This is a genomic window from Salinibacter altiplanensis, assembly GCF_002894645.1.
GTDB lineage: Bacteria > Bacteroidota > Rhodothermia > Rhodothermales > Salinibacteraceae > Salinibacter > Salinibacter altiplanensis.
Genome location: NZ_NCQY01000020.1, coordinates 551,398 through 564,962 on the forward strand (window position 1 = coordinate 551,398; position 13,565 = coordinate 564,962).

Annotated in this window: 11 protein-coding genes; 5 read left to right on the plus strand and 6 right to left on the minus strand. The window is 65.3% G+C overall.

Going from position 1 to position 13,565, the window contains the following annotated elements; genetic code table 11:
* The first annotated feature begins 13 nt into the window (after window positions 1-13).
* Both rsmA and mgtE read left to right on the plus strand, forming a co-directional pair.
* Window positions 14-817, plus strand: coding sequence for a 16S rRNA (adenine(1518)-N(6)/adenine(1519)-N(6))-dimethyltransferase RsmA (rsmA, locus tag B7R93_RS09735; RefSeq protein WP_103020557.1), 804 nt, complete (start codon window positions 14-16; stop codon window positions 815-817).
* Window positions 818-885: 68 nt separating this feature from the next.
* The gene (gene mgtE / locus B7R93_RS09740; protein ID WP_103020558.1) at window positions 886-2,301 is read left to right on the plus strand and encodes a magnesium transporter; all 1,416 of its coding nucleotides are present in this window, start codon (window positions 886-888) and stop codon (window positions 2,299-2,301) included.
* 32 nt (window positions 2,302-2,333) lie between these two features.
* Here mgtE and B7R93_RS09745 read toward each other — a convergent pair whose 3' ends face one another.
* From B7R93_RS09745 to B7R93_RS09765, 5 genes are all read right to left on the minus strand, one after another.
* Window positions 2,334-2,771 carry a DUF1499 domain-containing protein gene (locus B7R93_RS09745; RefSeq protein ID WP_103020659.1) on the minus strand — a complete coding sequence of 146 codons (438 nt, stop codon included), beginning with the start codon at window positions 2,769-2,771 and terminating at the stop codon, window positions 2,334-2,336.
* Between the two features lie 11 nt (window positions 2,772-2,782).
* Window positions 2,783-3,217 (minus strand): cytochrome c maturation protein CcmE domain-containing protein, encoded by a 435-nt coding sequence (locus tag B7R93_RS09750; RefSeq protein ID WP_103020559.1) that lies wholly within the window; start codon window positions 3,215-3,217, stop codon window positions 2,783-2,785.
* 25 nt (window positions 3,218-3,242) lie between these two features.
* On the minus strand, window positions 3,243-3,524 hold the full coding sequence (locus B7R93_RS09755; protein ID WP_232798272.1) for a CcmD family protein: 282 nt from the start codon (window positions 3,522-3,524) through the stop codon (window positions 3,243-3,245).
* A 63-nt stretch (window positions 3,525-3,587) separates the two neighbouring features.
* Window positions 3,588-4,340: a cytochrome c biogenesis protein gene (locus B7R93_RS09760; RefSeq protein WP_103020561.1), complete on the minus strand. Its 753-nt coding sequence runs from the start codon at window positions 4,338-4,340 to the stop codon at window positions 3,588-3,590.
* Window positions 4,341-4,444: 104 nt separating this feature from the next.
* The gene (locus B7R93_RS09765; RefSeq protein WP_232798274.1) at window positions 4,445-5,194 is read right to left on the minus strand and encodes a heme exporter protein CcmB; all 750 of its coding nucleotides are present in this window, start codon (window positions 5,192-5,194) and stop codon (window positions 4,445-4,447) included.
* Between the two features lie 74 nt (window positions 5,195-5,268).
* Between B7R93_RS09765 and B7R93_RS09770 the strand changes: the two genes are divergently transcribed.
* Window positions 5,269-6,246: an ADP-ribosylglycohydrolase family protein gene (locus tag B7R93_RS09770; RefSeq protein WP_103020562.1), complete on the plus strand. Its 978-nt coding sequence runs from the start codon at window positions 5,269-5,271 to the stop codon at window positions 6,244-6,246.
* A gap of 383 nt (window positions 6,247-6,629) precedes the next feature.
* On the opposite strand, the gene murB is transcribed toward B7R93_RS09770, so the two are convergent.
* Window positions 6,630-7,661: a UDP-N-acetylmuramate dehydrogenase gene (gene murB / locus B7R93_RS09775; RefSeq protein ID WP_198598636.1), complete on the minus strand. Its 1,032-nt coding sequence runs from the start codon at window positions 7,659-7,661 to the stop codon at window positions 6,630-6,632.
* A 1,216-nt stretch (window positions 7,662-8,877) separates the two neighbouring features.
* Here murB and B7R93_RS09780 point away from each other — a divergent pair.
* Window positions 8,878-11,778, plus strand: coding sequence for a carboxypeptidase-like regulatory domain-containing protein (locus B7R93_RS09780; protein WP_103020563.1), 2,901 nt, complete (start codon window positions 8,878-8,880; stop codon window positions 11,776-11,778).
* Between the two features lie 102 nt (window positions 11,779-11,880).
* The gene (locus B7R93_RS09785) at window positions 11,881-13,437 is read left to right on the plus strand and encodes a hypothetical protein (RefSeq protein ID WP_103020564.1); all 1,557 of its coding nucleotides are present in this window, start codon (window positions 11,881-11,883) and stop codon (window positions 13,435-13,437) included.
* The last annotated feature ends 128 nt before the right edge of the window (window positions 13,438-13,565 follow it).

Genomic DNA, 13,565 nt, shown 5'->3' on the forward strand with positions numbered 1-13,565 from the left:
ACCCGCCCGTCCCGTGCGCATTCCGTTTCGCCCGAAGCAGAGCCTCGGCCAGAACTTCCTGCAGGACCCCAACATGGCCGAGAAGATCGTCGGGACACTGACGGCCCCGCTGGACGCCCACGTCGTGGAGGTGGGGGCCGGCACCGGCGTGCTCACCGAGCGCCTGGCCCAACGGCATGAGACCTTGACCGCCATCGAGATCGACGAGCGGGCCGTGGACGTGCTCCGCGAGCGAGTGCCCGACGTGGACGTGCGGCAGGAAGACGTGCGGGAGACGGATTGGGCCGCCCTCGCCGATGCGAAGGGCGGGCCGCTCCACGTCATTAGCAACACGCCGTACTACCTCACGAGCCCGATTCTGTTCTCTCTGTTGGGGCAGCGGCAGTCCCTCGCCGAGGCGGTGCTCACCATGCAGCGGGAGGTGGCCGAGCGGATCGTTGCGGAGCCGAGCACCAAGGCGTACGGCATTCTCAGCGTTCTGCTGCAGCTCTTTGCCGCGCCGGAGAAGCTCTTCACGGTGCCCCCGCAGGTCTTTTCTCCGCAGCCCGACGTGACGAGTGCGGTGGTCCGGGTCCGGTTCGGAACCGATGCGGCGCCCGCCGATCTTCCATTCGACGACGTGCGTCGCTACGTGCGGGCCGCGTTCAATCAGCGCCGCAAGATGCTCCGCAACAGCCTGAGCGCGTGGACGAAGGAGCAGGACGTCGGCTTTCCAAACGATTGGGGCCGCAAGCGGGCCGAGGCGCTCACGCCCGAGGAGTTTGCGACGCTCGCGCGCCACCTGAATGCCCACGCCGACCCGGTCCCCGAAGCCTAGCGCCCCTCTGGGACCAATCTGTTCGCGGAACGGACCGGCCTTGAATCCCGCCCAGTCCCCGTCGCTCTATGCCCGCCTCCGATACGTCGTCGTCCTCGTCCCGGCCGCCGCCCGCCTCCGATGGCCCGCCCTACAGCGGCCTGCTGGAGGTTGACGAGTCGGTCGTGGATGACCTCGTCACCTTGTTGGCGGAGCGGCAGCGGGGCATGGTGCTCAATCTGGTCGCCGACCTCTATCCGGCCGACGTGGCCCTGCTGCTTCGGCGCCTGCCGAACGCGGAGGCCCGTCGGCTCTTCCGGTGGCTCCCCCCGGAGATGGGCGCGGACGTGCTCGCGGAAATGGAGGACACGGTGCGGGCCGCGCTCCTGGAAGAGATGCCGCCGGACGCGATCGTGGGCCTGGTCGATGCGCTCGACACCGACGACGCGGCGGACGTGCTCGCGGACCTGCCGGACGAGGGGGTCCTGCAGGTGCTGCCCGACCTGGAGGCCGCGGAGGACCTGACCGAGCTGCTGGAGTACGGGGAGGAGACGGCCGGCGGCATCATGGCGCGCGAGTACGTGGTTATCGCCCCGGATCAGACCCTGCAAGAGGCCACCGAGGCGGTTCGGCAGAGCGCCACCGACATCGATGAGGTCTACACCGCCTACGTCGTCGACGAAGCAGGGACGCTCCTGGGCACCCTCTCGCTCAAGCAGTTGCTGCTCTCGGCGGGGGCGGTGAAGGTGCGCGACGTGATGGACGCTGACGTTATCTCGGTTCCCCCCCAGGTGGACCAGGAGGAGGTGGGGCGTGTGGTGCAGCGGTACGACCTCGTGTCCCTCCCGGTGGTGAACGAGGCGGGGCGGATGATGGGGCGGATCACGATTGACGACGTGGTGGACGTCATCCGCGACGAGGCGGAGGAGGACATGCAGCTCATGAGCGGCCTCACCGGGGAGGAGGAGACCGTCGACTCGGCGGTGCAAGTGAGCCGGGGGCGCCTGCCGTGGCTGATCGTGGGGCTCGTGGGGTCGGGGCTCTCCGGGACCGTCATCGGTGTGTTCGAGGCGACGCTTCAGCAGGCCGTGGTCCTCGCCACGTTTATTCCCGTCGTGACGGCCATGGGCGGCAACGCCGCCGTCCAGAGCGCGGCCATCGCCGTGCAGGGGCTCGGGGCGGGCGAGCTCTGGCTGTCCGACGCCTTCGAGCGCATCGGGAAAGAAATGCTCGTGGCCCTGCTCAACGGACTCGTCGTGGCGGCCCTGCTTTGTGGAACGGTGGCCGCGCTCGGGATGGGCAACGTGATGACGCTCGTGTCGACCCTCGCTCTCACGATGCTGTCCGTGAGCCTGGTCGCGACCACCAACGGGGCACTCATCCCGTTTCTGCTGACGTGGCTGGGAATCGACCCCGCCAGCGCGATGGGGCCGTTCGTGACGACCCTCAACGACATCCTGGGCCTGGCCCTCTATTTCCTGATCGCTACGGCGCTGTACCTGTGAGGGCTGTCCCTGTAGAGGCGTGAAGGGGCAGGCTACTCGGGAGAGGTTTCCTTCCGGAGGGCGGCCCCGACCGCCTCTAAGAAGCGGTCGACCCGGCGCCGGTTGACGCCGAGGTCACTGTGCCCCACCCGGCTGGCGCTGCGGACGTACAGGGCACTGCCGCCGTGTTCCCGCGCCCGGACGACCACGTCCACGTCGTCTTTGAAAACGAGGGCTACCCGGTATACCGCCTCCAGTCGACGAGAGGCCGAGCCGCTGGGCTGGCGGAGCGTAACGGGACCCAGTGATTCAAGGGCTCGCTCGGCGGCCCCGTACAGCGTGTCCGGTGGAACCTCGTAGCCCTTGGCCACACGCTCACAGTTGGGCGTGTCGGGACAGAGAGCGAGCGGATTGTCGGGCAGCGACTGGGCCTCGGCCACGGGCAGGAGGGTCAGGGTGAGCAGGACGACACCAATTTGGGCGGTGGACACCAAAGGGGCAGCTACTGGGGAGAAGAAGCGGTTGCGGGCGTTTCTCCCTGGGCAGAGCGGCTGGCCTTCTGCTGCAGGCCCTTCGCGTCGTTGTACTTCGAAGGGCACTTTACGAGGATGTTTTCGGCCACGAACATGCCGTCTTGGTTCCGCCCCTCCACAACCACCTGCTCGGCCTCCTCAAAGTTGGCCGGCTTCGGATTGTTGTACCGCACCTTCCGCACCGTCCCGTCCTCGTCCTCCATGTGGAAGGTGAAGACATTTTGCATGCGGTCGTAGCTCGTGGGCCGGTCCTCCGCCCACGTGCCCACCACATGGGCCGTAGCCCCTGTGCGGGCCGCCTGGTCAAAGTTCATGTACCCGCCCACCTGACTGCCGAAGTTGACGAACAGAAGCGTGCCGAAGCCGATCATGGCGGCCACGCCGAGAATGGTTTTCCACTTCATGGAAGCAGGGGAGGAAAGGGCAAAACTACTCATTTTCTGAAATGGACCGGTCGACGCGCCGTTCCAGCTCGTCGATCTGCCGGTCGGTCCGGAAGAGGAGCGCGACCACCCCGATCCAGATCAGGAGCACCACGGCGAGCACGACGTAGATCTTGCCATCCTGGCCCATGATGCGGTCGAGCCCCTCCGGGGCAGAATGGGCGGGCTGTTCCGTCCACGTGCTGTCGTAGGCCGTCGTCGTGTCCGGGCGCTCCTGCCCCGGCCGGAGGGCGGCAGAATCGGAGGGCCGGAGGGGATGGATGGTCATGAGGCAGCGGGGGCGGCAGGGGTCAGTCGAGGAGCAGCGGCGACACGAAATTGGCCACGGACATCAGTGTGCGGCGTCCCCGTCGCCGTGGGCATTGCCGAGGGCCTTCTGGCGCAGGACCTCCCGGAGCCAGGCCAGACGAACCCGCTGCGTGTACAGCAGCCAGCAGAGCCCGAGGAAGGCCAGTACAGACGGGTAGAAGACCCAGCGCATGGCGGGGGCGAGGTCCGTTTGGCTGAAGGCTGGGCTGCCCTCCCCGCCGGGGTGGAGGCTCGGCATCTGGCGGGGCAGGATGTAGAGGAGAAACGGCATGGTGACAACTGCGAATAGGTTGTAGACCGCCGCGATGCGGCCCCGCGTTCGGGGGGCATCGATGGCGTCACGCAGAACGAAGTACCCGCCGTAGATGAGCAGGAGGACCGCCGCCATCGACTGCTTGGGGTCGAAGTTCCACCACACCCCGGTGCCCTCGTACCACGTAAAGCGGGCCCACACCATTCCGGTCACGATGCCGAGCCCGCCGAAAATGAGGCCGAGCCGGGCCGCCTCCCGGGCGCGAAGGTCCCGAATGCGGTCGCCGTGTCGGAGGTGCTGGGCCGAGTGGTAGGCCGAGACGATCGTGGCCGCCATGAGCGCAAACCACATCGGCACGTGGAAATACAGGTTGCGCGCCGACTGCTCGAGGATGTCCAGCTGCGGAATTTTGCCCAACAGGCCGGCGATGAGGATCCCGGTCAGCACCACCACGACGGTGCCCCGCACCACGCGGTACAGTCGGCGGCTGACCAGCCCCTGGGTCTGCACTTGGGAAGGCATAACGCAGCAGGTGAACTTACAAAACAATGCACAAATTGGTACGCCGCCCCGAGTGGCGGCTTTCCGGGGCGCCTCTGAATTCGCTCAACGTTCAAGGCGGTGGGTCAGTCCACCCACACGTAGTCGAACAGCACCACGGCCGCGGAGAGGGTCGCCCCGGCGAAGCCCACCAGGGTTAAGAGCTCGTCCTGCGCCGCCCCCCATCCCTGGCCGAGCAGCGCCTTCCGCGTGGCCCCGACCCCCGACACCAACACTGGGACCAGCACCGGCAAGAGGAGCACCGGCAGGAGCGGCCCACCGCGGGAGGCGCGGGCCACGAGGGCCGAGAGCAATGTGGTGGCGCTGGTCAGCCCGAGGGCCCCGAGGGCGAGGGTGCCCGCGAACAGCCCGGGGGTGCCGACGGAGACGCCGAGCAGCAGCAGGAAGACGCTGGTGGCGACGAGGGTCAGAAGCACTACGAGGCCGAAGTTGAAGAGCAGCTTGCCGGCGAACACCATGCTTGCCCGCGTGTGGAGGCGAAGCAGGAGCGCGGTGCCGCCCTCGTACTCCGCCACGAACGACCGCCCAAGCCCGATGGAGGCCGCGAACAGAAGCACGATCCACAGGAGCGCGGCCCGCACCCGGGCGCTCAGCGGCTGCGGCCCGACCGCGAACGCCACCAAAAAGAGGGCCGCAAGGGCAAACAGCAGAAGCGTGTTCGCTGCGTACTGACTGCGCAGCTCGACGCGAAGGTCTTTCCGAAAGACGGCCCAGGCGCCGGTGAGCCAATTCATCAGAAGAATAGAGGCGAGAAGCGGAACGCGACCGTGCTCCCTCATTTCGAGGGACGCATCGAAAAATAGCGATGCGGACATCGAAAATCGACTCCCCATCCGCTACCCCTGGAGTCGTCTCTCGGTCCCACTCACTGGATTGCACCGCCCGTCTGATGAGCACTGTGTCTTTGACTCCTGATTCGATCGCCGGGGCGCTCCTCGGCACCGCCGTCGGCGACGCGTTGGGCATGCCCGTCGAGGGGCTCAGCCACGCGAACGTGCGCACCTACTACAAAGGCATCAAAGAATACCGGGACGACGATCAGCGGGGGGACCTGGACGCCGGGCAGTGGACGGACGACACGCAAATGACGTTTGCCCTCGTGCGGGCCCTCGCCGCTCACCCTGAGGCGCCGGACGCGTGGCCGACCGCCGTCGCGGACGAGTACGTTGCCCTTCGGGCCGAGGCGCGACGCTGGGGCGAGACGACCACGACGGCCATCGATCGTCTGGCGAAGGGGAGCCCTCCCGCTGAGTCCGGCGTGCCCGACCGCCCCACGGACGGTGCCGCCATGCGGGCGGCTCCGCTCGGGGCCTGGTGGGCAGCCCACGATCTGGATCGGACCGCGGCCTTCGAGGCGGTGCGCCCGGTGCTGTCGGTTACGCACCGCCACCCCGCCGCCCTGGCGGCCGGGTGGGGACAGGTCGTGGCCGTCCGCACGCTGCTGGAATGGACGCCCGATACGGTCGACCGCGCAGCGTTTTGGGACCGGCTGGTCGATGCCACATCGTGGGCGGAAGAGCACCTCGACGGAGACGACCGCGTCTCGGGGCGCCTGAGAGCCCTCTCGGATCAGCTCGACGCCTTCCCGCTCAACCTCGGGGACGCGTGCGACGGAGTCGGGGTGTGGGCAGACGAGGCCTGGCCGTTCGCGTCTGCCATGGTGGCCCGCCGTGCCCATCTTCTCGAAAACACACTCCTCTCCGGCATCAACGTGGGCGGCGATGCCGACACCACCGGGGCCATGATGGGGGCCATGCTCGGCGCACTGCACGGCTGGGCCGCGTTTCCGGACGAGTGGGGCGACGGGTTGGAGGCCTCGGATCGGTTGACGACAGAGGCAGAGGCCTTCGCCGACGCCGTCCTGTAGGGAGGCGTATGGGCTGAAACGTGTGGGGCTGGGCGGTGGGGAAGGGGGATGCACACCCCGATTTCTGCTATCCCTCCGGGGCAGTGCCGCGGGCGAGAAGTTCACTCTGGGGACCCCGGCGTGTCGAGGAGGCTCTTCACGGACACCCAGAGCGCCCTGCTGTGTGGGAGTTGGAGAAGAAGTGTGCACCGGCAAGGCAAAGAGGGGAGTGCCCGACCACCAAGAGTCTGTTCTGATTTTGTGTCGGATCGCGAGAGCGAAAATTGACGGAGCGAAAATCGCATCCTGAACGAGGTCTGTAGTGGGACTACCGCCCGAGACCGGAGGCGATGTGCAGGCCCTTACTGCCGCTCGGAGCCCCGAGACAGAAGTTGAACCCGGTTCTAAGATGCCTTCGCCCGGTCGGCCGCCGTCACGAGGTCGGGGTCTTTCGGGACGAAGGTAGGCTCCGCGTCGGTCGGGGGGGCAAACTCGCCGACGAAGTCAATCTCCGTCTCCAGCCGGTGGCCCGTCTCGCGCGCTACCGTGTCCCGGGCCAGCTCAATCAGGGCGCAGACGTCCGCGGCCCGGGCGTCCTCTACGTTCACGAAGATGTTGGCGTGACGGTGCGTGATCATGGCGCCTCCGATCCGCGCGCCCTTCAGGCCGCACTCGTCGATGAGGCGCCCGGCGCCGACCCCCTCAATTTTCTTGAAGATCGACCCTACGCTCGGCTCGGTGTCCAGCGGGGGGTGCCGCTCGGCACGCCACTGCAGGTTCGCGTCCATGATCTCACGCATGCGCGTCGGGTCGCCGGGCTCGAGCTGCGAGGTCGTGGCTAGCACCACGTCGTCCCGGTCGTGGAGGATGGAGTAGTCGTAGCCGAAGTCGAAGTAGCCCGGCCCCACGGTCTTTCGGTCGCCCTCTTCGGTCAGAAGCTCGGCGGAATGGACGACCTCGTCCCAGAACACGGTCCGCTCCCGGTCGGGCGGGGGGGACAAGAAGTGGAGATTTTGCCAGAGGGCGCCGCCCACGGTCGAGGGGATGCCCACGTAGTGCTCCAGTCCCGAGAGGCCGGCCGACACGGCCCGCTCGATGAGGTCGGGGTACACCAGGGCCCCGCTCTCGGCCCGAATGCGATTTGTGTCGTGATCGACCTGCAGGCCCCGGGCTCGATTGTGGATGACGAGGCCCTGGTACCCGTGGTCGCCCACGATCACGTTGGCGCCGGTGCCGAGGAGAAAATACGGCACGTCGTGCGCACGGGCGGCCCGGGTCACGGTCGCGAGCTCATCGGCCGAGCGTACGTCGGCGTACCAGTCCGCGGTGCCGCCCAGCTTAAAGGTAGTGAAGGGAGCGAGGGACACATCCCGGCGGAGCCGACGGGGACTGAGGGCCTCACGGAGGGCGGTCGTCAAAGACGAGGAGAGCGTCACGAGGGCGGAGGAGGGACGGTGAAAAGTGTTGTTCTCGCAACCGACGGCAAATACAACTGGGACCTGTTCGATGGATCCATTCCCGGCGCCGATCTTCGGAAAATTCCCGGAACGTAAACCCCGTGAGGGGGCGACCGGATCTCCTCCTGACTCACAGTGCCGGGGTCCGGGAGAAGCACCGGCGCTCGCCCGAGGACTGTTCGCCCGTGTTCGCTGAACGCGCCAAACGTGCAACACGGCCCGCAGCCCCAGCTCATCCGATGGGGGATGCCTATCGAGACCCGTCTTGTCCTGAATGCCTGCCCTGAGCCCTGGCTGCTTTCAGATTCGCGGAGCGTCTCCCTGTTCCCCAGGCCCAAGGAACCAACCCGTGCACCACGCCGCACGGCAAAAATTCTGAGCAGAGGTCGTCCTGAGCGGAGCGACGTCGAAGGACCTCTTTGGCGTCAGCGGAGACAAGATCCGGGACGACGTGCCTTTTTCTGCAGATTCCGCGCTCTTCGAGAAGATTCTTCCGTCGCAGGCTCCGTCAGAACGACCCGTCTTGCTGTGATTGACGCAGGCAACGGGCCGGTTGAACTTTTGTCGTGTGGCAAGCCCGTGCACACGATTCCCCTGCAGGGGCGCCCAGCAGTTAAGAGCTACTTAATATCAGTCTTTTGACAAAAATTTAGACCAATAAATGAATAAGAAAAAGTAAACGTATCCAGAAAAGTATTCGTGTGATCAGTGATAAACCCCGCGCGCAGTGTGAATGAGTTTTGAACAAAAAGATGTATAGAATAGTGTTTAAAAGAAGTAAGAATAGTGGTTCGTTTAACAACAGTTTTATCGGAAAAAGAGCTTTCTGTGAAGCAGAGGTGCATATGCCCGTGCTGAGATGCCTACCGGGGCGTTTGACTATCCCGACAGGTTTCCGTAAAAATTGAGGTCCCTTAGAGAAGTCCCAAATGCGTAAGCAATAGTGACAGAAAAACGAAACCATTTTTGCGAACTGTAACCGGGCCAATCAGCCAGGAGACCGCGTTGCTCTTCTGCGGTGGAGGGCGGCAGAAGCATCTCCACCAGAAGCATTTCCAGGCGTTTTGGGGGCCTTTCGATCATGGGCCATTGGGGGACGGTGGATGAGGGTTTTGACCAACGCGTCCCTCTTCCCCAATGGGCTCCGCGAGTGGGCTCGCACCGAAACTTTTAGAACCATAGCAAAACCGAGATTATGAACCGATGGATACAGGGCGTTGTACTCAGCATCGCACTTCTTTCCTTCCCTGGACTTGCTTGGGCACAGCAGGGGGCGATTACCGGGACGGTCACGGAGGCCGAGACCGGTGATGTCCTCCCCGGTGCGACCGTACAGGTCGTTGGGTCAGGCAGTGGTGCCGCCACGGACGGGCAGGGCCAGTACCAAATATCGGGGGTCCCTGCGGGCGAGCAGACAATCCGCGTCTCCTTTGTCGGGTACCAGGCGTCGGAACGCACCGTGGAGGTAGCGGACGGGGAGACAGTCCGGGCCGACTTTCGGCTCCAGACCGCTCAGGCCCAGCTCGAGGAGGTTGTCGTGACCGGGTTCGGGCGAGAGCAGACCCGTGGAGAAGCGAACGTGTCGGTGTCACAGATCGACGCCAGTGAGCTGACGGAAACCACGGAATACGAAAACGTGACCGATCTCCTGCAAGGGCGCACCTCGGGGGTTACGGTCACGCGTTCGTCCGGCAATGTCGGCGCGGGGCTGCGGTTCAACGTGCGAGGGGGCGTGAGCCTCAACAGCGACGGACAGCCGCTCATTTTCGTCGACGGGACGCGCATCACGCAGGACCCGGCCCCCGGGTTCGACGTCGGGGGACAGCCCACCGGCTCGCCCCTCGCGGACCTGGACCCGAGCAACATTGCTTCGATCAATGTGCTCAAGGGACCGGCGGCGACGTCCCTGTACGGGACCGACGGGACCGACGGCGTGGTGCTGATTGAGACAAAGAGTGGGGAGCGGGACCAAGATCTGCAGGTCGAGTACCAGGGCACCCTGGGCGTCGCGACGAAGCAGAGCGACTACAACGATGACATCTACCCCACGGCCGGTCGGCTCAACGACATTCACCGCCAGGGAAACATCCAGGGACACCGGGTGTCGATTTCCGGGGCGGGTGACATTACCACCTACAACCTCTCGTACTCCCACCGCGATACGGAAAGCATCTTCCCGACCGGGGAGGGACAGCGGAACAATGTGAGCGCCAACGTGGAGGCACGCCCGACGGAGTCGCTCACGATCAGTAGCCGCTCGACCCTTGCGTTCAACTACTACGACCGCCCCCTGGCGGACAACAACATCTTTGGCGTCCTCGGGGCCCTTGCCCTGGACGCGCCGTTCGGCGGCTTCACGGAGCGGGACAGCGCGGCGGCCTTTGCCGTCGAGGACCGGCAGCGGGTCCGGAAATTCCAGCAGTCCGTCGAGCTCTCGTACCGCCCGGAAGCCATCCCTGGGTTGCGCCTTCGCGCTCAGGGAGGGGCCGACATCAGTGCGCGGCGCAACGACCAGACCTGGCCGAGCCAGTACGAGGACATCTATACGTCCAGTGGCGGCGAACGAAATGCACTCGACTCGGATCGGCGTCGCTTCAATGCCGACCTGACGGCGACCTACGACTACGACCTCACGTCCAGCCTGAGTGCCACAACCACCGCCGGGACGCAGCTCTTCACGGAGTCGGATCGGCAGGTCAACGCGACGGCGTCGCAGATCGGTACGGACCTGATTACCGACATTTCTGCCGGGACGCAGCTCGACTTCATCGGCGAAAACCTGTCGAACGAGCGGAGTGCAGGCATCATTGGCCGGCAGCAGCTCGAGTTCCGGGGCCGCTACTCCCTCGAACTCTCCGTCCGGCGAGACTGGTCGACCCGGCTCGTGGCGGGGGAGACCGACTCGTTCAAGGAGTGGTATCCTGCCGCACGGGCGTCGGCCCAGATTGGGGACTTCGAGGTCATTCCGGACGCGGTCAGTCGCCTCAACGTGCGGGCCTCCTGGGGACAGTCCGGCTCCCTTCCCGACCTGGTGGACGGGGAGTTCCTGCGCCTTCAGGGGCAGGCCAGTGGGTTTGGGTCCGGGGCAACCATCGGAAACATCGGCGATCCGGACCTTGGCCTCGAGCGGGTGAACGAGGTGGAGGGCGGATTCGACCTGGGCATCAATAACCGGTATTCGCTCTCGTTCACCTACTATCGCCAGAACACGAACAACTCGATCGTAAACTTCGACCCGGCCCTGTCGACGGGGTTTGGCAACCAGTCGGCCCCCCGAAACGTCGGGGAGATCTTCGCGCAGGGGATTGAGACGAGCCTCGACGTGACGGCGCTTCGCACGGAGCAGTACACACTGAGCTTCAACGCCAACTACAGCTACCGCGAAAGAGAGGTACGAGAGCTGGGCGGTCAATCCATCTTCGGAGGCTTTCAGCGAAATGTCATTCGCGAAGACCTCGCCCCCTTCAGCTTCTTCGGGCGGCGCGTCGAGGGGGCTCGCTTCGACGACGCCGGCGAGTACCTCGGGCCCGCCGTGAGCGACGAACGGGTCGAGCTCGGGAATCCGGTGCCGGACCACTTCGGCGGGTTTGGCCTCTCGGCCACCCTGTTTGAGAACCTGCGTGTGAACGCGCAGGCGGAGTACCAGCTCGGCCATCAAACCTACTCGAACACGGCCCGCTTCCTTGCTCTGAGGGGAGGGCACGCGCAACGAAGAGAGCTCCAGGCGGCGCTCGATGAACTTGAGACTGGGACCGACCGGTACAGGGCGGTTGCGAACGACCTCGCCCGAACCAACCCGGGGGCCGGAATCGGAGAGATTGACAACTTCCTCCAGGACGCGGACTTCCTCAAGCTCCGCTCAGTGGGGGTCCGGTACGATGCGTCCCAGCTGATTGGGAGATTCGCCGGTACGGACCAGCTGAGAAGCTTCACGGTCGGGTTCTCGGCGTCGAATCTCTTCACGATCACGGGGTACGACCAGGGCCCCGATCCGGAGGTCAACTCTGAGGGGTCGCGAGGCCTCATTCGCGGACAGGACTTCCTGACCCTGCAAAACCCGCGGGAATACACCTTCACCCTCGAGGTTGGCATCTGATGGCCTCCAGGCGAGGGGCGAGTCCCACTCTCGGGGCGTCCCCCTCGCCGGCCCACCTTTCGACTTGCCTCGATGATTTTTACCCACAGCTAGAACCACACCATGAGTAGCTACGCGATCCCCTTGAAGAAGATTTTGGCACTCAGCGTCGTCCTGGCGCTTGCCGGGTCGCTCTCGGCCTGCGACTCGTTCGTCTCAAACGTTGACCAGCCGAAGGATGCGGCCGGCGATGAGCAGTTCAACGATCCGGCCGAGGCCGAGTACCTTATCACGGGTGTTCGGGCGCAGTGGGCCGACTCCCACGCGGGCGTCACGACCCTGGCCGACGGCCTGTCCGACGAGTTCCGCTTTGGGATCAATGACGACGCAACCTTCCCGACGTTCGCCCAGCTCGACGCCGGGATTGTGGCGGACGACAACAACAGTATCACGAACGCCCTCGCTGACCTCCAAGAATATCGGTACCTGGCGGACGACCTGCTCCGGCGGCTAGAGGCATCGGAAGAATTCGACCCCGAGGCGTCCTCCGCCTCTGCGTCGGCGGCCGAGATTCGCTTCGCGGCCAACGTGCACGGGGCAAACGCCCGGTATTACCTCGCCACGTACTTCGGCCACCCGGACGATCCGCGTCGGGGCGGGGCGACGGTCGACACCTCCGCGTTCATCCCGTCGCCGGAGCTGTACCAACGGGCAGAGGACAAGTATGCGAATGCGCTGGCCCAGGCCAAAGCGATGGACGATGAGTTGCGCCTGCGGCGTGTGCAGTCGGTTCGTGCCCGGAATGCCCTCTACGCCGGCACCCACGATTTTGAGGACGCCGGAGGACTTCAGGGGACGGCCGCGCTTGAGGCCGCCGCTGAGCATGCGCGCGAGGGCCTTCAAGAAGGCGAGTCCTGGCAGGTCCGCCACGACCTGAACACCGTGAACGACTATCACAACCAGGCCGGAGTGGGGCGTCTCCAGCTGGCCGTGCAGGACGGCCGCCAGGCCCAGCTTGCGACCCGGAGCCCGGACCCCTCGCAGAGCTATCGCGTGGCCGACGAAAACACCGGAGAGCTGGCGGCACGGAGTCACGTTGAGACGGTGGCCGACAACCCGCAGGAGCTGCGCCGACTCCCCCTCACGGTCATCAACTCCCGAGGGGCGACGCTCGGTGGGTTCGGGGCCCTTCCGGAAAACCTGACGGACCTCGGGATCAACCGTGAGGACTTCTCTGCGGTATCCGACGCCTGGCAGGCAGATGGGGAGGCGAATTCGCTCCCGACCTCGGTGGGCGACTTTGAGGAGGGAGACACAATTATCGAGTGGGGACAGGGCCGATGGGAAGAGCGCACGGACATGCCGTTCATCAGCTGGCAGGAGCATTTCCTCGTCCGCGCCGAACTCGAACTGCGGGGATACGATGCTGGAAGTGAGACGGCGTTGGAACTGGTGAACACCGTCCGGGAGAGCTACGGCCTCGGCACTCTTTCCAGCGTAGACCTGAATCGCCTGGCCATCGAGCGGGACCGCACCCTCTTTGCCACCGGAAATCGCCTTCCGGATCAGCGCCGAATGGATGCGGTGAAGTGGCACCTGAAGGATCAGGTCAATGGGGAGACGACCGCGCAGTGGCTGCCGCTCACGCGTGCGGAGACGGACCCCAACCCGAACTTCTAGGCATTGGGCCCCCAACGTATGGGCGTCAGTTCCCTGGCAGGGTTGCTTCTATCTAGGAGCAACCCTGCCTTTTTTATAGAGCCATTCTTTTTGTAGAGCCATTCTGTTTCTCGTGGGGGGAAGGGCGG

Excerpts from the sequence above, each read along its gene's own strand:
- B7R93_RS09760 (WP_103020561.1), bottom strand. The coding sequence starts at position 4,340 with ATGCCTTCCCAAGTGCAGACCCAGGGGCTGGTCAGCCGCCGACTGTAC.
- B7R93_RS09780 (WP_103020563.1), top strand. The coding sequence starts at position 8,878 with ATGAACCGATGGATACAGGGCGTTGTACTCAGCATCGCACTTCTTTCC.
- B7R93_RS09785 (WP_103020564.1), top strand. The coding sequence starts at position 11,881 with ATGAGTAGCTACGCGATCCCCTTGAAGAAGATTTTGGCACTCAGCGTC.
- mgtE (WP_103020558.1), top strand. The coding sequence starts at position 886 with ATGCCCGCCTCCGATACGTCGTCGTCCTCGTCCCGGCCGCCGCCCGCC.
- B7R93_RS09770 (WP_103020562.1), top strand. The coding sequence starts at position 5,269 with ATGAGCACTGTGTCTTTGACTCCTGATTCGATCGCCGGGGCGCTCCTC.
- B7R93_RS09765 (WP_232798274.1), bottom strand. The coding sequence starts at position 5,194 with ATGTCCGCATCGCTATTTTTCGATGCGTCCCTCGAAATGAGGGAGCAC.
- B7R93_RS09755 (WP_232798272.1), bottom strand. The coding sequence starts at position 3,524 with ATGACCATCCATCCCCTCCGGCCCTCCGATTCTGCCGCCCTCCGGCCG.
- B7R93_RS09750 (WP_103020559.1), bottom strand. The coding sequence starts at position 3,217 with ATGAAGTGGAAAACCATTCTCGGCGTGGCCGCCATGATCGGCTTCGGC.